This is a genomic window from Stenotrophomonas sp. YIM B13575, assembly GCF_042787595.1.
Classification (GTDB): Bacteria; Pseudomonadota; Gammaproteobacteria; order Xanthomonadales; family Xanthomonadaceae; genus Stenotrophomonas; species Stenotrophomonas lactitubi_B.
Map to the genome: position 1 here is coordinate 1 of NZ_JBHZOP010000032.1, position 21505 is coordinate 21505.

The window sequence follows — 21505 nt, forward strand, 5'->3', positions numbered from 1 at the left end:
GGCAGGACCGTTGGCGCCATGGATGGCGCCATCGAGCCCCCATGGACGGGTTTACGGCGTGTCCTGCCCACCCACACCGACCCGCCATCCACGGAATGCAGGCTGTTGCCGTTGCCGTTGCTTCGGCAGGTGCAGGGCGCAGCCCTGCCGGCAAACCCTCACCGCTCCGAATGTCCGCTCTGGTCGTAGTCGCGCGGACTGAACAACTCCGGCTGGATCAGCTCGACAAACGCCCGCGCCTGCGCCGACAGCGCCTTGCCGCGGCGCACGATCACCCCGTAACTGCGCTCCGGGAACCAGCGCTTCATCGAGCGTGCGGCCAACCGCTCGTGGTCGGCATCGTTCAGGCACAGCGCCGGCACGATGGAAATGCCCATCCCCATCGCCACGTATTGCTTGATCACTTCCCAGCCACCCACTTCCAGCGCGACGGTGTAGGCGATGCGGTGGCGCTGGAACACCTGGTCGACCAGCCGGTAAGTGATCTGCCGCTTCGGCGGCAGCACCAGCGGGTAACGGGCGATGTCGGCCAGTTCCAGCTCGCCACCGCTGGCCAGTGGATGGTCATGCGGGGCAATCAGCACCTGTTCGAAACGGTAGGCCGGGGCGTAGCTGAGGTCGGCCGGCACATCGGTCATCGAGCCGATCGCCAGATCGGCCGCATCCTCGCGCAGCAGGTCGGTGCCGTCGGCGCTGATGGCGTTGTGCAGGGTCAGGCGCACATCGGGGTAATGCTGGCGGAAGCGCTCGACGATCTTCGGCAGCAGGTACAGGATGGTCGAGCTGTTGGCGGCGATGTTCAGCTCGCCCGCGTCCAGCCCGCGCACCTTGTCGTGGAAGCGTGCTTCCAGGCCGTCCAGGCTTTCCACCAGCGGCTGCGCCATTTCATACAGCAGCTGGCCCTCGCGGCTGGGCACCAGGCGCCGGCCGCTACGCTCGAACAGCGGCACCCCCAACTCACGCTCCAGCGCCTGCAACTGCAGGCTGATGGCCGGTTGACTGACAAAAAGCGCCTCAGCCGCCCGTGAGACCGAGCCCAGACGCACGGTCTGACAGAACGCGCGCAGCGGCTTCAGCCGATCGGATTTGTAGGAAAAACGGGGACTTGGCGAGGTGCGCGTGGTCATGGCGTCACAAGTATTAGCACAAGTTATGTAAAGCATTGCAAAAACTGTTTTGCCAAATACGGGGCTGCGGCCGCACGGTGGAGTCGTTCCCCCACGCTGGAGTCCTCCCATGTCCGCCGTCGCTTCCGCTGTTCCCTCCACCGCTGCCAAGGCCACGCCGGGCATCGCCCTGGCGACCCAGGTGGCGGGCCAGGCCACCGTGCTGCCGGCGCCGTTGCTGGCCCTGCTGGTGTCCCTGCACCGGGCGGTGGAACCCGGCCGGCAGGCACGGCTGCAGGCCCGCCGCGAGCGCCAGGCGTTCTTCGACCAGGGCGGCCTGCCGGACTTCCGCCAGGACACCGCCAATATCCGTGCCGGTGACTGGAGCGTGGCGCCGCTGCCGGCCGCGCTGCAGGACCGCCGCGTCGAGATCACCGGGCCGACCGACCCGAAGATGGTCATCAACGCGCTGAACTCCGGCGCCAAGGTGTTCATGGCCGACTTCGAGGATTCGACCTCGCCGACCTGGCGCAACCTGCTGGCCGGCCAGCAGTCGCTGGCTGCCGCAGTGCGCGGCGACCTGCAGTACACCGCACCGGCATCCAACGGCAAGGCGGGCAAGCATTACGCGCTGCGCCCCTACGACGAGCAGGCGGTGCTGATCGTGCGTCCGCGCGGCTGGCACCTGGACGAAAAGCATGTGCGCGTCGATGGCCAGTTCCTCGCCGGTGGCCTGTTCGATGCGGCGGTGTTCGCCTTCCACAATGCGCGCGCGCTGCAGTCCAGGGATCGTGGCCCGTACTTCTACCTGCCCAAGCTGCAGAGCATGGAAGAGGCGGCGCTGTGGGAGACCGCGCTGTCGCACATCGAAGGCATGCTCGGCCTGCCGCACGGGCAGATCAAGGTGACCGTGCTGATCGAAACGCTGCCGGCGGTGTTCGAGATGGACGAGATCCTGCACGCCCTGCGCGATCGCATCGTCGGCCTCAACTGCGGACGCTGGGATTACATCTTCTCGTACCTGAAGACCTTCCGCCGCCACGCTGACCGCGTGCTGCCCGAGCGCGGCCAGGTGACCATGACCCAGCCGTTCCTGAAGGCGTATTCGGAGCTGCTGATCCAGACCTGCCATCGCCGCGGCGCACATGCGATGGGTGGCATGGCCGCGCAGATTCCGATCAACAACGATGCGGCCGCCAACGAGCAGGCGATGGCGCGGGTGCGTGCCGACAAGCTGCGCGAAGTGAGCGCCGGCCACGATGGCACGTGGGTCGCGCACCCGGCGCTGATTCCGGTGGCGATGGCGATCTTCGACGAACACATGCCCACGCCCAACCAGCACCACGTGCTGCGCCAGGATGTGCGCGTGGGCCGCGATGAACTGATCGCGCGTCCGCCGGGCACGATCACCCGCGCCGGCTTCGAAGGCAATGTCGAAGTCTGCGTGCGCTACCTGGCCGCGTGGCTGGACGGCAACGGCTGCGTGCCGATCCACCACCTGATGGAGGACGCAGCGACCGCCGAGATCAGCCGCAGCCAGCTGTGGCAGTGGCTGCACACGCCGGGCCAGCAGCTGGACGACGGCACCGCGATTGATCTGGCACTGCTTGATACCACCCTGGCGCAGCTGCCCGCGCGCCTTGGCGATACCTCGGCGCTGCCCGGTGGCGTCCGCATCGAAGAAGCCATCGCCCTGCTGGCCGAGCTGAGCCGCAGCAATGAACTGACCGACTTCCTGACCCTGCCGGCGTACGCGCGCATCGACTGATCGCTGCATGCCGCTTCCCCGCCGTTTCCTTCCCCGCTGCATCCGCACGAACCGAACTGGAGATAGACATGAGCACGCTGCCCACTGCCGAACAGATCCAGCACGACTGGGACACCAATCCGCGCTGGGAAGGCATCCAGCGCAACTACAGCGCCGCCGACGTGGTGCGCCTGCGTGGCACTGTCCATATCGAGCATTCGCTGGCCCGGCTGGGTGCGGAAAAGCTGTGGAAATCGCTGCATGAGCGCGACTTCGTCAATGCGCTCGGCGCGCTGACCGGCAACCAGGCCATGCAGCAGGTGAAGGCCGGGCTGAAGGCGATCTACCTGTCCGGTTGGCAGGTGGCGGCCGATGCCAACCTGGCCGGGCAGATGTACCCGGACCAGTCGCTGTATCCGGCCGATTCGGTGCCGGCAGTGGTCAAGCGCATCAACAACACGCTGCTGCGCGCCGACCAGCTGCACCATGCCGAAGGCAAGGATGACATCGACTTCCTGCAGCCGATCGTCGCCGACGCCGAGGCTGGATTCGGTGGCGTGCTCAATGCCTTCGAACTGATGAAGGCGATGATCGAAGCCGGTGCGGCCGGCGTGCACTTCGAAGACCAGCTGGCTTCGGTGAAGAAGTGCGGCCACATGGGCGGCAAGGTGCTGGTGCCGACCCGCGAGGCGATCGAGAAGCTCAACGCCGCGCGACTGGCCGCCGACGTGCTGGGTGTGCCGACCCTGCTGGTGGCGCGTACCGATGCCGAAGCGGCCGATCTGCTGACCAGCGACATCGATGCGAACGACACGCCGTTCGCCACCGGCGAGCGCACCGTGGAAGGCTTCTACAAGACCCGCAACGGCCTGGACCAGGCCATCAGCCGCGGCCTGGCGTACGCGCCCTATGCCGATCTGGTGTGGTGCGAGACCGGCAAGCCGGACCTGGAATTCGCGCGGAAATTCGCCGAGGCGATCCATGCGAAGTTCCCGGGCAAGCTGCTGGCCTACAACTGCTCGCCCAGCTTCAACTGGAAGAAGAACCTGGACGACGCCACCATCGCCAGGTTCCAGAAGGAGCTGGGCAGCTACGGCTACAAGTTCCAGTTCATCACCCTGGCCGGTTTCCACGCGCTGAACTACGGCATGTTCAACCTGGCCCACGGCTATGCACGCCGGCAGATGAGCGCCTTCGTGGAACTGCAGGAAGCCGAGTTCGAAGCGGCCGAGCGTGGCTTCACCGCAGTCAAGCACCAGCGCGAGGTCGGCACCGGCTACTTCGATGCGGTGACCCAGGCCATCCAGCAGGGGCAGTCCTCGACCACCGCGCTGACCGGCTCGACCGAGGAAGAGCAGTTCCACGGCGGGCGCAGCGAACGCGCCGCGTGACCCGGTAGGGCTGGCCGCTGGCCGGCAACCCTTTGTGTTTCCGCATTCCTTGATGCAGCCGGCCAGCGGCCGGCTCTACCAGAGCTGCGGATCCGATCAGGGTGGCCAGGGAAGGGCCAGACGCCGCCGGCAGATCGGGGGATCTGCCGGCGTCGTTGTATCTGCCGCCGCTGCGACAATCGGCGTCGCGGCCACGCCAACATATTGATAAGGCTTGCTTTCCTTCCGCCGCCACCAGGCGTGAATGGGGCATTTCCCCGTAGACGATGCGGAGCGCTGCGTCTTCACAAAAATGAGAAGCGGCGCACAGTTTGATTCACTGATATGCTCCGCGGCTCACCAGGGGACGCTGGCGGCGGGTGCAGGGAATGACCGGCAGGGGTGCGGCCGAGAACATCGACACGACAACCGGTATCGCCAAGACGGCGATGGCCGAGATCGTGCACGCGCTGCTCTCCGAAGAAGAGGTTGCCCTGTTCGCCCGGTTCGCCCAGCCCAGCAGGCTGCAGGCGGGCCAGTGGCTGTTCCATCGCGGCCATCGCGGCGAGTGCATGTACATCATCCTCGAAGGCCTGATCGAGCTGGATTTCGGCGAGGACCTGGTGCTGAAGACGCTTGGCCGGCATGAGTTCTTCGGTGAGCTCGGCCTGTTGATGGGCGACCATCCGCGCAGCGCCAGCGCGCGGGTGATGGCCGACTGTCACGTGCTGGAACTGGGGCCGGCGGACTTCCATCGCCTGGTCGAGTCCGACCCGGGCCTGGTGGCCTACTTCCTGCGGCGTACGATCCTGCGTGTGCTGACCAACGAGCAGGCCCTGATCAGCCAGCTGCGGCGGCGCAACCATGACCTGGAAGCTGCGCTGGACAACCTGTACATCACCACCCACCAGCTCACCCATACCCGCGAACTGGTGCGCACCGACGAACTGACCGGCCTGCACAACCGCCGCGGCCTGGCCCTTTACCTGCAGGAATGCCGCACGCAGGAAGAAGGGCCCCCACAGGCCCTGCTGCTGATCGACTGTGACCGCTTCAAGCAGATCAACGACCGCCACGGCCACCAGGCCGGCGATCGGGTGCTGCAGAGCATGGGCAACATCCTGCGCTCGATGGCCGGCGAGCACGACCTGGCCTGTCGCCTGGGCGGCGACGAGTTCTGCCTGATCCTGCGCCGGGCCAACGTCGAGATCGTGCAGCACGCCGCCGAGTTCATCCTCAGCGCGGTGCACGGCCTGCTCGAACGCAGCCATGGCACCCCGCACGTCAGCCTGGCCAGCATCGGTGCCAGCCTGCTGGCCCCTGACGCGGACTGGAGCGAGTGGTACGCTCGCGCCGATCGTGCGCTGTACCAAGCCAAGCGCGCAGGCGGCAACTGCCTGCGGTGGACCGATGGTCCGGATGGACACTGAGCGGAGATCCAGGCGATGAATGGCGACAACGGAACGTCGGCCCCGCATAACGCCCAGCTGCGGGCGCTGCTGTTCACCGACCTGTGCGATTCGCTGCAGCTGGTGGAGCGTATCGGCGATGTCGCCGCCGCCGAATTCTTCCAGCAGCATGACCGTCTGGTCCTGGGGCTGCAGCAGCAGTGGAACGGCCAGCTGATTGATCGCTCCGATGGCTTGTTCGTTCTGTTCGAACGTCCCATCGATGGCATCGGTTTCGCCATTTCCTACCAGAACGCGGTCGACGCGATGGGCCACGAGCGCGGCATCGTGCTGCGCGCGCGCGCCGGCCTGCACGTGGGTGACGTGCTGTTGTGGGACAACAGTGCCGAGGCCGTTGCCCACGGCGCAAAGGCGGTGGAGGTCGAGGGTCTGGCCAAGCCGATGGCCGCGCGTCTGATGCAACTGGCGTGGCCTGGGCAGGTGCTGCTGTCCTCAGCAGCCGAACAGATGGCCCGGCGGGCCGACAGCGAGTTGCCTTGGGCGGCGGACGAACTGCGTTGGAAGGACCATGGGCTTTGGCGCTTCAAGGGCATTGGCGAGCGCCAGCATGTGTTCGAAGTCGGCATCCGTGGCCGCGCGCCGCTGCGCCGGCCGCGTTCGGGCGACAAGGCCTGGCGGGATCTGCCGCTGTGGCGTCGCCCGGCTGCGCTGTTCACCGAGGCGACGCTGGCGGTGGCGCTGGCCGTGGTGATGTGGACGCTGCTGCGGCCGGCGCCGGCAATCGCATTCGCCGAGCGCGACTGGGTGATCCTGGCGGCGGTCAGCAACAGCACGGCCTATCCGCAGCTGGATTCCAGCCTGGAACAGGCGCTCTACATCAGCCTGGGGCAGTCGCGCTTCGTCAACATCCTCAGTGAACTCAAGGTGCGTGACACCCTGCAGTTGATGCAGCGCCCGGCCAATGCACGGCTGGACCGCGCCCTGGCGATCGAGGTTGCGCTGCGCGATGGCGCGCGTGCGGTGCTGATGCCCACCGTGCTCGAGCTCAACGGCAAGGTACGGGTGGGCGTGGAGGTGGTGGACCCACGCACTGGGCAGACGGTGTACACGCATTTCGCCGATGGCAACGGCCTGGATTCGATCCTGGCCTCCACCGATACCGTGGTGAAGGCACTGCGCAGCGACCTGGGTGAGGCGCTGCACGATGTCAGCCGCGAGCAGAAACCCCTGCCCACGGTGGCTACCGCCAATCTCGATGCATTGCATGCCTATTCCAAAGGCAATGACGCGTTGCTCCTGGGTCATTTCGACGACGCCCTGCTGTTTTTCCAGCAGGCTACTCGTCTGGACCCGCAGTTCACCTTCGCCTACATCGGCCAGATGCGCCTGCAGTACGCCATGGGTAACGTGTCGGTGGCCGGCGACCTGTACCGCCAAGCAATGTCGGGGCGCACGCGACTGAGCGCTCGTGACCAGTTGTACCTGGATGCATGGGGCGCCGATTTCAGTGGTGCCGCGCCGCAGCGCAGCGCAGAGAAATGGCGGATGCTGACCCAGCTGTACCCGGATGATCCGGCAGGCTGGATGAACTATTCGATGTCGCAGTTTGGGTGTGGGGACTACGACGGCGCGCTGGCAGCGGCAATGCCGCTTCTGGAACGGCATCAAGCGCAGCGTTCACTGGTGCTGTCCTTTGTGGGTCGCATTCAACTTGCGCGGGGCGAAGTCAAAGCCGCTCGCGCTGCGTTCCAGGAAGCACGTACGCAGCCGGGATGGCGGGGAGACAGCCTGGAGTCGGTGGCTTTGGCTCTGGATGGCGACACCGAACTGGCACGTCAGCGCTACGAAGAAATGACCTCACGCGGCTTTGGTGGGCGCATGGAGCACAGCGGTCTGCTCGCCCTGCAGGGCAAGAGCGCCGACGCAGCGATCGACATGCGCCAAGCTGTGGAGCAGTGTGGAAGCGTGCCTGAGCTGTGTGACATCCTGGCCTTGCAGGCGGTTGCCTGGGGCGCGCAGGCGGATGGGACTTTGTCCAAGCCGGAGCTGACACGACTGCTGGATCGGGCGATCGCGGTGGCAGACGAAGGGACTGGCGCTGCCCCCCGGCATCGTGCCTTCATTGCGTTGTCGGTGGCATACCACGTGCTGCGTGCGGGCATGGACAGCGAATTGCAGCGCCGCCAGCCGGCGCTGGAAGCGCTGGTAGCACGCAGCAATGATCCACGCTTGCAGGAGATGTGGGGCATTGTGCGTGCGCGCGCTGAACTCGAAGCCGGCAATGCGAAGGCTGCGTCGATGCTGCTGGAGCGTGTTTCGGGTGGCACGCTTTACCAATGGCACGTGCTGCGCCTTGACATCGATCAGGCGCTTGGTCGCGACGCGGCCGTGCAGGTTAAGAAGCGCTGGCTGCGTCAGCGCACCGGATTGATATTCGCCGAAGATGCGGGTGGCAAAGTACTGCTGCCCCTGAACGTGACTGATGCACGCAGGCTGGTCGATGATGCCGGCCTGCGTCAGGCAGGAACGCCCTGATCCAGCGTTAGTCCTGAAGACCCTTCAGGCCACTTTCGAACATGAAAGGCACGTTGAACGGGCCCGCAGCTTCCAGCCGCCCGGCAATCTGGGTAGCCGCGCGCGCAAATTCTTCCTTGCCACCCAGCGAGGCCAGCGGCGTGTGGCAGGCGCTCAAGCTTTCGGCATCGGCGCCCAGCGAGATCAGTACGTCTGCCGGGTCATCGGCGAAAGCAGCACGGAAGGAATCGTCGCTGGAAAGGCGCTTCAACAGGACCTGGACGATTTCGGGGGGCAGGACGGAACTGGACATGGATCGCTACCGCAGGTTGGGGAAAGTACAAGTATCGGCTGCGCCGGGGCGGAGTTGATGGTTGTGCGCAGTTGCCCGGGTATGATCGCCCCTTGTTGAAGCTATTCGGGGCACACGCCATGAGATTCCGTCGCTGCCGGACCATGATGGTCGAGCCAGTTGAACACCCAGCGTTCGATCTGGCAGGGTTGCTCGGTGGGGGCACAGGGGTCAGTTTTCAAAGCGAGCTGCAGGTGCGTGCAGCGCATCTCCACGCACCTTGTGTGATCGAGCGCGACAGCTGCCTGTGGTTGCTGGAATGCAGCGCCGAGCAGTGGCAGCGCATGCCCGATGATGCGTTCTTGTACGAACGCGTTCTGGCGCTTCTGCGGAAGGGATTGCTGGTCAGTGATGACCCCGCGTACGAAGTAGCATTCATCGCTGACCGGCAGGTTCGACAGAGCCACTGGTGGCCGCTGTCGGCGCTGCATTACCAGCACTCGCGCTGGCAGGATGTGGACAGCTTGGGCGACATGGAACGCAACCAGCTGTTGACCGCGCAGGATCTGGTGCGCAGCTACGGGCCTCCACCGCCAGAGGCGCCGCTGCGTCACGTCGGTGCACTGGCGTTGCCCCGCGATGACGAAGACCCGATGCAGCGGATGCTGCAGTCGCGGGTGACCTGCCGCAACTACGCATCCACCCGGGCGCTGCCATTGCCTATGCTGGCACGACTGCTGCAGCAGGTACTGATGGCCCAATCCCTGGTGGAGACCGAGCCCGGCGTGCGATTCCTGAAGAAGAACGTGCCGTCTGCCGGGGGCCTGCATCCGCTGGAGGCATTTGTGGTTGTCCGCAACGTGGAAGAACTTCAGCCGGGGCTTTATCACTACCATGCCGTTGCTCACGAGCTGGCACGCTTGCACCAGCAGCCTGACGATCTGGCGGCCTTCAACCTGCGGCTGCTGGCCGGGCAGCACTGGTTTGCTGGCGCGCACGTCCAGCTGATCCTGGTGTGCCGTTTCGAACGCAGTTTCTGGAAATACAGAAATCACGCCAAGGCCTATCGAGCAGTCACGCTCGATGCCGGACATGTTTCGCAGGCCTTCTACAATGCGGCCACCGCGCACGGATTGGGTGCGTTCGTTACTGCGGCGATCAATGAAGCCGAGGCCGAGCAGATGCTCGGCCTGCAGCCAATGGCCGAAGGTGCACTGGCGGTCTGCGGATTCGGTTGGCGAAGCGATGTGCTTACAACAACCGAGCTGGACCCGGACGGCCGGATCTGGCCAGAGACCCGCTGAGCCTCAGCGCGCGGAAATGACCTTCTGCATCTGACGCGACTCGAACGTGAAAACCACGTTCATGGCCGTGCGCCCTGCACCGGAGAGATATTCCAGCAGTGCCTGGCGTGACTGTTCGATCTCTTCCTTGCTGGCCAGCTGTTGCACCATCGTGCACAAGGGCGTGATCGATCCCTCGGGCAATGCCATTCCGGCAGTAAACAGGGCGTCGCGCGGACTCTGCTTGAAGAGATCGCGGAAGGTGTCATCGCTTGCAAGACGATCAAGTAGATTCACAGCACACTGCAGGGTCATCGCGGACGCGGTATTCGAAACCGCGGCTGGGGTCGATTCGGCAAGTTTGGGCGCGGCGAGCATTGTGGCAGGTCCTCGTAAGTTCAATGGGAGGCGCCTTGCAGCGGATCTGTCGCGATCCGCTGTGGCTTGCCATTGTTGCCAGATACTGAAGACTGATGCCAGCGCGGCTAGTCCGCTTCGAAATCCACCAGCACCGCGCCATCACCCACCTGGTCACCGGCCTTGGCGCGATAACCCTTCACCGTGCCATCGGCCGGTGCCTGCAGGGTGTGCTCCATCTTCATCGCTTCCAGCACCACCAGCGGCGTGCCGCGCTTCACCTGCGTGCCTGCCGCCACCAGCGTTGCCACGATCTTGCCGGGCATCGGTGCCAGCAGGCTGCCGGCGTCGGCGCTGGCCTGTTCCGATTCGCCCACCGGGTCGTGCAGGGTGAAGCGGTGCTGGCCATCGTCGCCGAACAGGTACAGCTGGTCGCCGTCGCGCTGCAGCTGCAACCGCCAGCGACGCGCGTCCAGCTGCACCGACAGGGTGTGGCCATCGGCACGGCCGACAACCTGCTTCGGCGCGGCGTCATCGCACCGCACGCGCCAGCCATCGGCCGTGGCCCACACCTTCAGCGTGTGCGCCCGCTCTCCCTGCTGCAGCGGCACCACGCGTGCGGCCGGCGCGCCCAGCCGCCAGCCATCCTGTGCCTGCCACGGCGAATGCGGGTCGCGCACATCGGCGGTAGCGGCCGGTGTGCTCACCACGGCGGCGATCGCTGCCAGTTCCCACAGCGCCTGCTCACCGTCACCGGTCACCGCCAGTGCGGCCTGCTCACGCTCGATCAGCGCGGTATCCAGCTTTGCGTTGGCGAACGAATCAGTGTGCAGCAGGCGGCGCAGGAAGCCGGCATTGGTGGTCACGCCCACCACCTGGCAGTCGGCCAGGGCCTGGCTCATGCGCCGCAGCGCGGCGTCGCGGTCCACGTCCCAGACGATCAGCTTGGCAATCATCGGGTCGTAGTACGGGGTGATGCTGTCGCCTTCCTCCACACCCGTGTCCACCCGCACGTTCGCCGACGGGGTCGGCAGGCGCAGGCGGCGCAGGGTGCCGGTGGACGGCAGGAAGCCACGGTCGGCATCTTCGGCGTACAAGCGCGCTTCGAGGGCATGGCCGTGGATGGTCAGTTCGTCCTGGCGCTTGGGCAGCGGCTGGCCGGCTGCAACGCGCAGCTGCCATTCCACCAGGTCGGTACCGGTGATGAATTCGGTGACCGGGTGTTCGACCTGCAGGCGGGTGTTCATTTCCATGAAATAGAAATCGCCGTCCGGACCGGCGATGAACTCCACCGTGCCCGCACCAACGTAGCCCACCGCGCGCGCGGCATCGACCGCGGCCTTGCCCATCGCTGCGCGGCGGTCGGCGCTCATGCCCGGGGCCGGCGCTTCTTCCAGCACCTTCTGGTGGCGGCGCTGCACCGAGCAGTCGCGCTCGAACAGATACACCGCCTCGCCATGGCCACCGCCGAATACCTGGATCTCGATATGGCGCGGGCGCTCGACATACTTCTCGACCAGCACGTGGTCGTTGCCGAACGCCGAGGCTGCCTCGCGCTGGCAGCTGGCCAGCGCATCGACGAAGTCCTCGCTGCGCTCGACCTTGCGCATGCCCTTGCCGCCGCCGCCGGCGCTGGCCTTGATCAGCACCGGGTAGCCGATGCCATCGGCCTGGGTGCGCAGGAACTCAGGCGCCTGCTGGTCGCCGTGGTAGCCCGGCGTCAGCGGCACGCCAGCCTTGGCCATCAGGGCCTTGGCCGCGCTCTTGTCGCCCATCGCGCGGATCGCACTGGCGGGCGGACCGATGAAGGTGATCCCCGCCGCGACGCAGGCGTCGGCGAAATCGGCGTTCTCGGACAGGAAGCCGTAGCCGGGATGGATGGCCTGCGCGCCGCTGCGGCGTGCGGCATCGAGGATGGCATCGCTGCGCAGGTAGCTCTCGCGCGCAGCGGCCGGGCCGATGTGGATGGCCTCGTCGGCCAGGCGCACATGGCGTGCATTGCGGTCCGCATCGGAATACACCGCCACGGTGGCGATGCCGAGGCGACGGCAGGTGGCGATGACGCGGCAGGCGATCTCGCCGCGGTTGGCGATCAGGACTTTGCTGAACATGGCAACAGACTCGGTCATGGCACAGGTCACATGCGGAACACGCCGAAGCGCGTCTGCTGCGGGGGAGCATTGAGGCTGGCCGACAGGGCCAGGGCCAATACCCGGCGGGTATCGACCGGATCGATCACACCGTCGTCCCACAGCCGCGCACTGGCGTAGTACGGGTGGCCCTGCTGTTCGAACTGGTCGCGGATCGGTGCCTTGAACGCCTCCTCTTCCTCGCCCGGCCACTGCCCGCCCTTGACCTCGATGCCATCACGCTTGACCGTGGCCAGCACGCTGGCCGCCTGTTCGCCGCCCATCACGCCGATGCGTGCGTTGGGCCACATCCACAGGAAGTTGGGCGAGTACGCGCGGCCACACATGCCGTAGTTGCCGGCACCGAACGAGCCGCCGATGACCACGGTGAACTTGGGTACCTTGGCGCAGGCCACCGCCATCACCAGCTTGGCGCCGTCCTTGGCGATGCCGCCCTGCTCGTACTTGCGGCCGACCATGAAGCCGGTGATGTTCTGCAGGAACACCAGCGGGATGTTGCGCTGGGTGCACAGCTCGATGAAGTGCGCGCCCTTCAGTGCGGACTCGGAGAACAGGATGCCGTTGTTGGCGATGATGCCGATCGGATAGCCATGCAGATGGGCGAAGCCGGTCACCAGGGTGGCGCCGTAGCGCGGCTTGAACTCGTCGAAACGCGAACCGTCGACCAGCCGCGCGATCACTTCGCGCACGTCGTACGGCTTGCGCGTATCGGCCGGGATCACCCCGTACAGTTCGTGCGCCGGCAGCAGCGGCTCTTCCACCGGCTGCAGCGCCATTGCTGCTTCGGGCTTGCGCCAGTTGAGCTGGGCGATGATCGCGCGTACCCGCGCCAGTGCCTGCAGGTCGTTGTCGGCCATGTGGTCGGCCACGCCGGAAATACGCGTGTGCACATCGGCACCGCCCAGCTCTTCGGCCGTCACCACTTCACCGGTGGCTGCCTTCACCAGCGGCGGGCCGCCGAGGAAGATCGTGCCCTGCTCGCGCACGATCACCGTCTCGTCGCTCATCGCCGGCACGTAGGCGCCACCGGCGGTGCAGCTGCCCATCACGCAGGCGATCTGCGGAATGCCCTGCGCGGAGAGGTTGGCCTGGTTGTAGAAGATGCGACCGAAATGGTCGCGGTCGGGGAACACCTCATCCTGCAGCGGCAGGAAGGCGCCGCCGGAATCGACCAGGTAGATGCACGGCAGGTGGTTCTGCTCGGCGATCTCCTGCGCGCGCAGATGCTTCTTCACCGTCACCGGGTAATAGGTGCCGCCCTTGACGGTGGCATCGTTGGCCACGATCACGCACTCCACGCCGCTCACGCGGCCAATGCCGACGACCACGCCAGCAGCGGGCACGGCATCGTCGTACATGCCGTGCGCGGCCAGCGGCGCGATTTCCAGGAACGCACTGCCAGGGTCGAGCAGAGCATCGATGCGGTCGCGCACCAGCAGCTTGCCGCGCGCGGTGTGCTTGGCGCGCGCCGCTTCGCTGCCGCCCAGGGCGGTGCGGGCGAGGGTGGCGTGCAGGTCGTCGACCACGGCCTGCATCGCCGCGCGGTTGCTTTCAAACGTATCGCTGCCCGGTTGCAGCTGGCTGCCTAGGATGCTCATGGGGTGCCTTACAGGGTGCGCTGGAACAGTTCGCGGCCGATCAGCATGCGGCGGATCTCCGAGGTGCCGGCGCCGATTTCATACAGCTTGGCATCGCGCCACAAACGGCCGGTCGGGTATTCGTTGATGTAGCCGTTGCCGCCGAGGATCTGGATCGCCTGGCCGGTCAGCCAGGTCGCCTTCTCGGCGGCGTACAGGATCGCGCCGGCCGCATCCTGGCGGGTGGTGCGGCCCTGGTCGCAGGCGCGCGCCACCGCATACACATAGGCGCGGCAGGCGCCCAGGCCAACGTACATGTCGGCGATCTTGGCCTGGATCAGCTGGAAGCTGCCGATCGGCTCACCGAACTGGTGGCGTTCGTGCACGTACGGCATCACCACGTCCATCGCGGCGGCCATCAGGCCCAGCGGGCCGCCGGACAGCACCACGCGCTCGTAGTCCAGGCCGGACATCAGCACGCGTACACCACCACCGACCGTACCCAGCACGTTCTCTTCGGGAATCTCGCAGTCCTGGAACACCAGTTCGCAGGTGGGCGAGGAGCGCATGCCCAGCTTGTCCAGCTTCTGCGCGGTGGAGAAACCCTTCATGCCCTTCTCGACCAGGAAGGCGGTGATGCCCTTGGCACCGGCCTCGACATCGGTCTTGGCGTAGACCACCAGCACGTCGGCGTCGGGGCCGTTGGTGATCCACATCTTGTTGCCGTTGAGCACGTAGCGGTCACCGCGCTTGTCCGCGCGCAGCTTCATCGACACAACGTCCGAACCCGCGCCGGGTTCGCTCATCGCCAGCGCACCGATCTTGGCGCCGCTGCACAGGTCCGGCAGGAAACGCTGCTTCTGCGCCTCGGTGCCGTTCTTGCGCAGCTGGTTCACGCACAGGTTCGAATGCGCACCGTAGGACAGGCCGATGCCACCGGAAGCACGCGAGACTTCTTCCATCGCCACCACGTGGGCCAGGTAGCCCATGCCGGTGCCTCCGTATTCTTCTTCCACGGTCAGGCCCAGCAGGCCCTGCTCGCCCAGCTTGGGCCATAGTGCCAACGGGAACTGGTTGGTCGCATCGGTCTCGGCCGCGAGCGGCGCGATCTCGGCAGCGGCAAAATGGGCCACGCTCTGGCGCAGCAGGTCGATATCTTCGCCGAGGTCGAAGTTCAGGGATGGCACGTGCATTGCGATGGCTCCACGAGGGAAGGTGGGGAATGGACGCACCCGGAAGGGGGAAGCGGGCAGCTGTTCACAGCAGCAGCCCGCGCGGGCGATTGGACCCCAGCGTAGCGGGGTTCGGGTAAGAAGTGAATACAAATTCAAAAATTGAAACTAGACTCAGACCATGGCCTATAAACGCTCAGCATTGATGGAAGAACGCCTGGCCGGGGCCCGTGAACGGATCCTGCTGGCCACCCGCGAACTGGTCGCCACCGGCGGCTGGCGCAACGCGCCGGTAACGGCCGTGGCAACCCAGGCCGGGGTCTCCACCGGTTTGATCTACCGCCACTTCCCGTCCAAGGCCGAGCTATTCGTGGAAGTGCTCAACGCCGCCGTGGCCCACGAGGTGGCGATCATGGAGCGCATCGCCAGTGCGCCGGAGCCGGCCAGCGTGCGCCTGCGCCAGGCCATCACCGCCTTTGTCCGCCGAGCCCTGGCTGGCCCTGGCCTGGCCCACGCCTTCATCGTCGAGCCGGTGGACCCGGACGTGGAAGCCGAGCGCATGCGCGGCCGTCGTGCCTTCGGTGATGTGTTCCTGCGCCTGGTGGAAGAGGGCGTGGCAGCCGGTGAGCTGCCGGCGCAGGACGCGCACGCTGCCGCCGCCTGCCTGGTGGGTGCCTTCACCGAAGCGATGGTCGGCCCGACCGCGCCCAGCCGCGAAGCGCATCGCGACGAGGACGCGCTGGTCGAGGCCATCTGCAGTTTCTGCCTGCGGGCTGTTGGCGCAGGGTGATGCCGCTGTTGCGCGTGCCGGGCGGCTTCTGCCGCGCTGTGCGCTCGCCGGGCATGGCCCGGCGCTACCCGCATGCGGCGACGGCCGCATGCTGCGCCGCACCAGCCCTGACGCCTGTTGTCGTGCGCGGCGTGCGTTCTATACTCGGCCCATCACGCAGTCGCTCAGCCGTGGTCCAACGACTATCAGCCAGGGGTAACGAAGAGTGCGGAATTACGATCTGGAGTTCCTGAAACGCTTCTCCATGGTGATCGCGCTGTTGATGGCCATCACCCTCGGTCTGATCCTCCTGGCCGCGTTCATCCACACCCGGATTCCGCCCGAGGTGTCGCCTACCGCCGCCAAACGCACCGAACAGCGCATTTCGCCCACCGGTGCGGTGTACGCCGGCAGCACCGGCGCGGCCGCGCAGGCTGCAGCGCATGCCGCCGCGCTGGCCAAGGCCGCCTCGCAGGTGGCCTACGGCGGTACCAAGGACGGCAAGGTGATCTTCGACAACCTGTGCACCGCCTGCCACACCACCGGCGTGGGCATGGCGCCGACGCTGGACCACTCGCACTGGGACAAGCGCCTGGCGCAGGGCAAGGACACCCTCTACAAGCACGCCATCGAGGGCTACACCGGCCCCGACGGCGGCATCATGCCGCCCAAGGGTGGCAACCCGGCGCTCACCGAAGAGCAGATCCACGCCACGGTGGACTGGATGCTGGGCAATCTGAAGTAACGGGCGCCGCATCCACGCATGGCGTGGATCTACCGTGGATACGCGTGCCCGGCCAGCGGCCGGCACTCCCTTTGCCCACCAAGGCCGAAACCCCGCTGCGCAGGCGGGGTTTCGCATTTCAGGGTTAGTCTGTGCGCCTCTTCCGTGGAGTCGTCTGTCGATGCGTCGCCGTTCCCTCGCCCTTGCCCTGTCCCTGCTGCTGCCGGCATCCGCTTTCGCCCAGGCCCAGCCGCAGGTTGCGCCGACCCCGGCGCCCGCGCCGCGCAGCCCGGCCACCGTCACCCTGGCCGCCGCGCCGGCCGACTGGCGTGCACTGGATGGTCAGCACGTGCGCATCGCCGCGCCGCTCACCCTGGCCGGCACCGATGGCCTGGAACGCTTCGGCCAGCTCACCGTCGCCTTCGATGGCCGCCTCTGGCAGCCGACCGAAGTGGCCGTGCCCGGTAGCGCCGGTATCGAACAGGTGATGGCCGACAACCAGCGCCGCCGCTTGGTGCTGGACGACGGCAGCGATGCACGTGACCCGGCCAGCGTCGCCTATCTGCCGGGCAACCCGGTGCTGCGTACCGGCATGCAGCTGCGCAACGTGGAAGGCACCGTGCGCGTCGATGCGCAGGGCCGCCCCAGCCTGCAGGTCGACGGCAAGTTGAAGCTGCCGGAACTGCAGCGGCCGGCCGTGCCGAGCGTGCCCGGCAGCCTGCATATCGCCGCCTTCAACCTGGAGAACTTCTTCAACGGCGACGGCCAGGGTGGTGGATTCCCGACCCTGCGCGGCGCGCGCACACTGGACGAGCACAAGGCGCAGGTCGGCAAGCTGGTCGCCACCGTCAACGCGCTGGGCGCCGATATCGCCGCGCTGATGGAATTGGAGAACGACGGCTACGGCCCGCAGTCGGCCATCGCCGAACTGGTGGACGCACTCAATGTCGGTCTCGCAGCCGACAAGCAGTGGGCGTTCGTCGATGCCGGTGAAGGCCCCGGCAGCAATCCGATCCGCGTCGGCATCATTTACCGCAAAAGCGAATTCAAACCGCTCGGCACGCCGCTGACCAAGCTCGACGGTCCCTTCGTCGAGCACAGCCGTGCACCGCTGGCACAGGCCTTCCAGGGCAAGGGCGCGCCGTTCATGGTGGTCGCCAACCACTTCAAGTCCAAGGGCTGCCGCGAGGCCAGTGGCGCCGACGCCGACCGCAATGACGGGCAGGGTTGCTGGAACGCCACGCGTGTGGAATCGGCCAGGCAGCTCAACACCTGGGTGCAGGCCGAAGCCGCGCGCATGAAGGTGACGGACGTGGTGCTGATGGGCGACTTCAACGCCTACGCCATGGAAGATCCGATCCGCACCCTGCACGACCTGGGCTGGCAGGATGCCTTCAAGGTAGCAAAGGTCGAACAGCCCTACAGCTACGTCTACAACGGCTATACCGGCCGCCTCGATCACGCGCTGCTCAGCCCGACGATGGCCAAGCGCTTGCGTGGCGCCGCCGAGTGGCACAGCAACGCCGACGAGCAGGACGCCAGCGGCTACCAGGGCCGCAACGTCCAGGGCCCATGGCGCAGCTCCGACCACGACCCGCTGTTGCTGGGCTTCGACAGATAACCCGGCGCCGGGAATCTGCCTGGGTGGGTGCGGACCTTGGCCCGCACTGACCCTGCTGTTGCTTTTGATCTTCCCATCCGCCTTCAAGCGAGCCGAGCATCGCAGGGGAATCAGGGGCGAAGAGGCGCCGATGTCTGAGCGCAGCGAGTTCGGCGCCGTCCCCTGATTCCCCGAGAAGCGCAGGGTACCGGTGCACAGCACCGGCTCGTGGTCGGCGGAGCGTTTCTTTGGTTACTTTCTTTGCGCGCAAAGAAAGTGACACCTCTCCGCGGTTGCGGAAACGATTCGCCGGGGATGGCCCGGCGCTATCGATGTCTTACCCCCAGGCGATCAACCCGATCGCCAGCACTGCCAGCGCCAGGCCGGCACGATTCCAGCGCGTGGTCGCCTCGCCGAAGGCGAACACGCCCACCAGCGCACCCAGCACCACCACGCCGATGTTCATGCCGGCGAACACGGTGGCCGGACTGTCCGGCATCGACTGGTGCGCATGCACGTAGAACAGGATGTTGCCGCCGTTGAGCAGGCCCAGCAGCGCGCCGGCACCGAGGTTGCGCCAGGCCAGGCGGCTGCGCCCACTGAAATGCCGCCGCAGCTGCAGCGCCAGCATCAGCACGAAGGCCACGCTGAAACTGGCCAGCACCGCCGCCATCGACGGCGTGCCCGACAGCGCCACCTGCTTCAGCAGCACATCCACCACCGCAAAGCCGACCCACACGCCCAGCAACCAGCCCCAGCCACCGGCGGAAGCGGCCACTGCAGGGCCGCGTGGACGCAGGCTGATGGCCACCATCGCCAGCAGGCCCAGGCCCAGCCCGGCCAGCTTCCACGGCGTGGCGGTCTGGCCGAAGAACAGGAATGCCGCTGCCAGCGACAGCAGCAGCGACAACCGCTGCGCCACATCACTGCGGACGATGCCGGCCACCGCTACCGCGCGGCCCAGCACCAGGAAGATCGAGGGCAGCACCACCGCCAGCGCCAGCAGTGACACCCACGGTGCATGCGGTGCGCGCAAGGCATCCAGCGGCGGCTGCAGCACCACCGCCGTCATCGTCGCGGCGACCAGATAGTTCCAGGTCACCATCTGCGCAACATCCAGCTGGCGGCGTCCGGCCACCTTCAACAACACCGAAACCAGCACACTGCAGATCACGGCCAGGGACAGGTAGAGCATGGGGCGGGCACAGGGCAGCGGCGGGGGACGCTATCATGGTGCCATGCACAAGCCCTCGTTCCCCGTCGCCCCCGGCGAAACCGCCTGCATCTCACTGGAAGGCCCGGTTGGCCCGCTGGAAGTGCTCGTCGACCTGCCCAAGGCCGATGTGCCGGTGCAGCCGATCGTGGCCGTCATCTGCCATCCGCTGTCCACCGAAGGCGGCACCCTGCACAACAAGGTGGTCACCATGACCGCCACCACCCTGCGCGAGCTGGGCATCGCCACGGTGCGCTTCAACTTCCGCAGCGTCGGTGGTTCTGCCGGTGAATTCGACCATGGCGTGGGCGAGCAGGAGGACCTGAAGGCCGTCACCGCCTGGGTCCGCCAGCAGCGTCCCGACGACCGCCTGTGGCTGGCCGGCTTCAGCTTTGGCGCGTTCGTTTCGCTGAAGGCCGCTGCCGAACTGCAGCCCGAAGCGCTGATCTCGATCGCGCCGCCGGCGGGCCGTTGGGACTTCGGCGGCATCACGCCGCCGGCGCGTTGGCTGGTGATCCAGGGCGAGCAGGATGAAATCGTCGACCCGCAGGCCGTCTACCAGTGGCTGGACACCCTCGATGCGGCGCATGAGCTGGTGCGCATGCCGGACACCAGCCACTTCTTCCACCGCAAGCTGATCGACCTGCGCGGCGCGCTCACCCACGGCGTCAAGCATTGGCTGGGCACGGCGGCATGAGCGAGGTGGAACTGACCCCGACGCAGCGCTATGCGGCCGGGGTGGAACGCGGCGATTGGCAGAACGACCCGGCCCAGCATGCGGCCCTGGCCGAGCTGGACCGGATCCACCTGGCCCTGGTGGACAGCGCCGAGGATGGCTGGCTGGACCGCCTGTCCTCGTTCTGGAAGAAACCCGAGCCGGTCAAGGGCCTGTATTTCTGGGGCGGCGTCGGCCGCGGCAAGACCTTCCTGGTCGACCTGTTCTACGACGGCCTGCCGATCAAGCAGAAGTACCGCACCCACTTCCATCGCTTCATGCGCAGCGTCCACGAGCGCCTGCGCGAGCACCAGGGCCAGAGCGACCCGCTGGCGAAGATCGCCCAGGAATGGCGCAGCAACCTGCGCGTGCTGGTGCTGGATGAATTCTTCGTCACCGACATCGGCGATGCCATGCTGCTGGCGCGCCTGCTGGAGCGGATGTTCGCCGAGGGCGTGACGCTGGTCACCACCTCCAACACGTCGGTGGAAAACCTGTACCTCAACGGCCTGCAGCGCGAGAGCTTCATGCCGGCCATCGGCCTGCTGCAGCGCTACTGCGTGGAACTGTACGCCGAGGGCACCGAGGACTACCGCATGCGCGCGCTGACCCGTTCGCCGGTGTACCGCGCGCCGCTGGCCGCCGACAGTGACGCCTGGCTGGCCACGCGCTGGGGCGAACTGAGTGGCGGCCAACCGGCCAAGGCGGGCAACATCGAGATCGAGAGCCGCAAGATCCCGGTGCGCGCGCGTGGCAAGAGCATTGCCTGGTTCGACTTCGCCGCCCTGTGTGAAGGCCCGCGTGGGCCGTCGGATTACATCGAGATCGCGCACGAGTTCAACACCGTGCTGCTGGGGGGCATTCCGGCCTTCGACTGCCTGAACGAGGATGCCGCGCGCCGCTTCGTCAACCTGATCGACGAACTGTACGACCGCCACGTCAACCTGGTCTGCACCGCCAGCACCTCGCCGGTCGAGCTGTACACCGGCACCCGTCTGCAGGGCGCGTTCGAGCGCACGGCCTCGCGCCTGATCGAAATGCAGAGCGCCGCGTACCTGGGTACCCCGCACCGGGCGTGAGGGGGGGGGCTGTAGAGCCGAGCCCATGCTCGGCTGCTTCTGAAGGATGTGCCGAAAAGCAGCCGAGCATGGGCTAGGCTCTACCTGACGTGCCAGGTCAGAATGATTCAACCGCGCGCTGGGAAGTGCCTGTACAAGCAAAGGTGATTCGTGAGCCAGGAAATCAACAAGCACGTTGCGCGAGCCATCGTTGAGCTTGCCATCTTTCTTGAGTTTTCGGCGGATGATGTATTGGATCCAGATGCTGCCGTGCAGGGGCTCGAACGATTGGCGTCGACATTGCAGATGATGGACTTGGAGTCCAGATCATCTTTATGCGTGCAGTTTGAAAGCATCGCAATGGAGTATTCAGGTGATCAGGCCGGGTTTGTTGAAGGCTTGGGCGAAGCGCTGGGGTTGATCGAAGCGTAGTGTGCTCATCTGTAGAA

18 protein-coding genes are annotated in these 21505 nt (G+C 66.4%); 11 read left to right on the forward strand and 7 right to left on the reverse strand.

Annotated elements, in window-relative coordinates:
- Positions 1-158 precede the first annotated feature (158 nt).
- Positions 159-1127, reverse strand: coding sequence for a LysR family transcriptional regulator (locus ACFX4F_RS06795; protein ID WP_380653469.1), 969 nt, complete (start codon positions 1125-1127; stop codon positions 159-161).
- Positions 1128-1236: 109 nt separating this feature from the next.
- Between ACFX4F_RS06795 and aceB the strand changes: the two genes are divergently transcribed.
- The 4 genes from aceB to ACFX4F_RS06815 all read left to right on the forward strand — a co-directional run bounded on the left by aceB (position 1237) and on the right by ACFX4F_RS06815 (position 8167).
- On the forward strand, positions 1237-2874 hold the full coding sequence (gene aceB / locus ACFX4F_RS06800; protein WP_380653472.1) for a malate synthase A: 1638 nt from the start codon (positions 1237-1239) through the stop codon (positions 2872-2874).
- Positions 2875-2942: 68 nt separating this feature from the next.
- The gene (gene aceA, locus ACFX4F_RS06805; protein WP_380653474.1) at positions 2943-4244 is read left to right on the forward strand and encodes an isocitrate lyase; all 1302 of its coding nucleotides are present in this window, start codon (positions 2943-2945) and stop codon (positions 4242-4244) included.
- 368 nt (positions 4245-4612) lie between these two features.
- Positions 4613-5653, forward strand: a complete 1041-nt coding sequence (locus ACFX4F_RS06810) for a diguanylate cyclase domain-containing protein (protein WP_380653477.1) — start codon at positions 4613-4615, stop codon at positions 5651-5653.
- Positions 5654-5668: 15 nt separating this feature from the next.
- Complete coding sequence (locus tag ACFX4F_RS06815) at positions 5669-8167, forward strand: putative peptide modification system cyclase (protein ID WP_380653480.1); 2499 nt, start codon at positions 5669-5671, stop codon at positions 8165-8167.
- A gap of 7 nt (positions 8168-8174) precedes the next feature.
- Here ACFX4F_RS06815 and ACFX4F_RS06820 read toward each other — a convergent pair whose 3' ends face one another.
- Positions 8175-8459 carry an NHLP-related RiPP peptide gene (locus tag ACFX4F_RS06820; RefSeq protein ID WP_380653483.1) on the reverse strand — a complete coding sequence of 95 codons (285 nt, stop codon included), beginning with the start codon at positions 8457-8459 and terminating at the stop codon, positions 8175-8177.
- A gap of 71 nt (positions 8460-8530) precedes the next feature.
- Here ACFX4F_RS06820 and ACFX4F_RS06825 point away from each other — a divergent pair, with 71 nt between their 5' ends.
- Positions 8531-9742, forward strand: coding sequence for a putative peptide maturation dehydrogenase (locus ACFX4F_RS06825; protein ID WP_380653486.1), 1212 nt, complete (start codon positions 8531-8533; stop codon positions 9740-9742).
- A gap of 3 nt (positions 9743-9745) precedes the next feature.
- Here ACFX4F_RS06825 and ACFX4F_RS06830 read toward each other — a convergent pair whose 3' ends face one another.
- From ACFX4F_RS06830 to ACFX4F_RS06845, 4 genes are all read right to left on the reverse strand, one after another.
- Complete coding sequence (locus ACFX4F_RS06830) at positions 9746-10099, reverse strand: NHLP-related RiPP peptide (RefSeq protein WP_164280019.1); 354 nt, start codon at positions 10097-10099, stop codon at positions 9746-9748.
- Positions 10100-10206: 107 nt separating this feature from the next.
- On the reverse strand, positions 10207-12189 hold the full coding sequence (locus ACFX4F_RS06835; protein ID WP_380653489.1) for an acetyl-CoA carboxylase biotin carboxylase subunit: 1983 nt from the start codon (positions 12187-12189) through the stop codon (positions 10207-10209).
- Positions 12190-12215: 26 nt separating this feature from the next.
- The gene (locus ACFX4F_RS06840) at positions 12216-13826 is read right to left on the reverse strand and encodes a carboxyl transferase domain-containing protein (protein WP_380653492.1); all 1611 of its coding nucleotides are present in this window, start codon (positions 13824-13826) and stop codon (positions 12216-12218) included.
- 8 nt (positions 13827-13834) lie between these two features.
- Positions 13835-14998: an isovaleryl-CoA dehydrogenase gene (locus tag ACFX4F_RS06845; protein ID WP_099819584.1), complete on the reverse strand. Its 1164-nt coding sequence runs from the start codon at positions 14996-14998 to the stop codon at positions 13835-13837.
- A gap of 160 nt (positions 14999-15158) precedes the next feature.
- Between ACFX4F_RS06845 and ACFX4F_RS06850 the strand changes: the two genes are divergently transcribed.
- From ACFX4F_RS06850 to ACFX4F_RS06860, 3 genes are all read left to right on the forward strand, one after another.
- Positions 15159-15767 (forward strand): TetR/AcrR family transcriptional regulator, encoded by a 609-nt coding sequence (locus ACFX4F_RS06850; protein WP_089241525.1) that lies wholly within the window; start codon positions 15159-15161, stop codon positions 15765-15767.
- Between the two features lie 205 nt (positions 15768-15972).
- Complete coding sequence (locus ACFX4F_RS06855; RefSeq protein ID WP_088100772.1) at positions 15973-16491, forward strand: cytochrome c5 family protein; 519 nt, start codon at positions 15973-15975, stop codon at positions 16489-16491.
- 160 nt (positions 16492-16651) lie between these two features.
- Positions 16652-18091, forward strand: a complete 1440-nt coding sequence (locus ACFX4F_RS06860; RefSeq protein ID WP_380653497.1) for an ExeM/NucH family extracellular endonuclease — start codon at positions 16652-16654, stop codon at positions 18089-18091.
- Between the two features lie 316 nt (positions 18092-18407).
- Here ACFX4F_RS06860 and ACFX4F_RS06865 read toward each other — a convergent pair whose 3' ends face one another.
- Positions 18408-19265: a hypothetical protein gene (locus tag ACFX4F_RS06865; RefSeq protein ID WP_099819586.1), complete on the reverse strand. Its 858-nt coding sequence runs from the start codon at positions 19263-19265 to the stop codon at positions 18408-18410.
- 43 nt (positions 19266-19308) lie between these two features.
- Between ACFX4F_RS06865 and ACFX4F_RS06870 the strand changes: the two genes are divergently transcribed.
- The 3 genes from ACFX4F_RS06870 (at position 19309) to ACFX4F_RS06880 (ending at position 21488) form a co-directional block, all read left to right on the forward strand.
- Positions 19309-19980: an alpha/beta hydrolase gene (locus tag ACFX4F_RS06870; RefSeq protein ID WP_380653501.1), complete on the forward strand. Its 672-nt coding sequence runs from the start codon at positions 19309-19311 to the stop codon at positions 19978-19980.
- Positions 19977-21077, forward strand: coding sequence for a cell division protein ZapE (gene zapE, locus ACFX4F_RS06875; protein ID WP_380653504.1), 1101 nt, complete (start codon positions 19977-19979; stop codon positions 21075-21077). The genes ACFX4F_RS06870 and zapE overlap by 4 nt, the downstream gene beginning before the upstream one ends.
- Positions 21078-21227: 150 nt before the next feature.
- Entirely contained in the window at positions 21228-21488 is a 261-nt protein-coding gene (locus ACFX4F_RS06880; RefSeq protein WP_380653507.1) for a hypothetical protein, read from the forward strand.
- Positions 21489-21505: the final 17 nt, after the last annotated feature.

What these genes read in the sequence shown, in the direction of transcription:
- ACFX4F_RS06870 (WP_380653501.1), top strand. Translation starts at nt 19,309, where the DNA reads ATGCACAAGCCCTCGTTCCCCGTCGCCCCCGGCGAAACCGCCTGCATC.
- ACFX4F_RS06860 (WP_380653497.1), top strand. Translation starts at nt 16,652, where the DNA reads ATGCGTCGCCGTTCCCTCGCCCTTGCCCTGTCCCTGCTGCTGCCGGCA.
- ACFX4F_RS06795 (WP_380653469.1), bottom strand. Translation starts at nt 1,127, where the DNA reads ATGACCACGCGCACCTCGCCAAGTCCCCGTTTTTCCTACAAATCCGAT.
- aceA (WP_380653474.1), top strand. Translation starts at nt 2,943, where the DNA reads ATGAGCACGCTGCCCACTGCCGAACAGATCCAGCACGACTGGGACACC.
- ACFX4F_RS06835 (WP_380653489.1), bottom strand. Translation starts at nt 12,189, where the DNA reads ATGTTCAGCAAAGTCCTGATCGCCAACCGCGGCGAGATCGCCTGCCGC.
- aceB (WP_380653472.1), top strand. Translation starts at nt 1,237, where the DNA reads ATGTCCGCCGTCGCTTCCGCTGTTCCCTCCACCGCTGCCAAGGCCACG.
- ACFX4F_RS06830 (WP_164280019.1), bottom strand. Translation starts at nt 10,099, where the DNA reads ATGCTCGCCGCGCCCAAACTTGCCGAATCGACCCCAGCCGCGGTTTCG.
- ACFX4F_RS06840 (WP_380653492.1), bottom strand. Translation starts at nt 13,826, where the DNA reads ATGAGCATCCTAGGCAGCCAGCTGCAACCGGGCAGCGATACGTTTGAA.
- ACFX4F_RS06810 (WP_380653477.1), top strand. Translation starts at nt 4,613, where the DNA reads ATGACCGGCAGGGGTGCGGCCGAGAACATCGACACGACAACCGGTATC.
- ACFX4F_RS06865 (WP_099819586.1), bottom strand. Translation starts at nt 19,265, where the DNA reads ATGCTCTACCTGTCCCTGGCCGTGATCTGCAGTGTGCTGGTTTCGGTG.
- ACFX4F_RS06820 (WP_380653483.1), bottom strand. Translation starts at nt 8,459, where the DNA reads ATGTCCAGTTCCGTCCTGCCCCCCGAAATCGTCCAGGTCCTGTTGAAG.
- ACFX4F_RS06815 (WP_380653480.1), top strand. Translation starts at nt 5,669, where the DNA reads ATGAATGGCGACAACGGAACGTCGGCCCCGCATAACGCCCAGCTGCGG.
- zapE (WP_380653504.1), top strand. Translation starts at nt 19,977, where the DNA reads ATGAGCGAGGTGGAACTGACCCCGACGCAGCGCTATGCGGCCGGGGTG.
- ACFX4F_RS06845 (WP_099819584.1), bottom strand. Translation starts at nt 14,998, where the DNA reads ATGCACGTGCCATCCCTGAACTTCGACCTCGGCGAAGATATCGACCTG.
- ACFX4F_RS06850 (WP_089241525.1), top strand. Translation starts at nt 15,159, where the DNA reads ATGGCCTATAAACGCTCAGCATTGATGGAAGAACGCCTGGCCGGGGCC.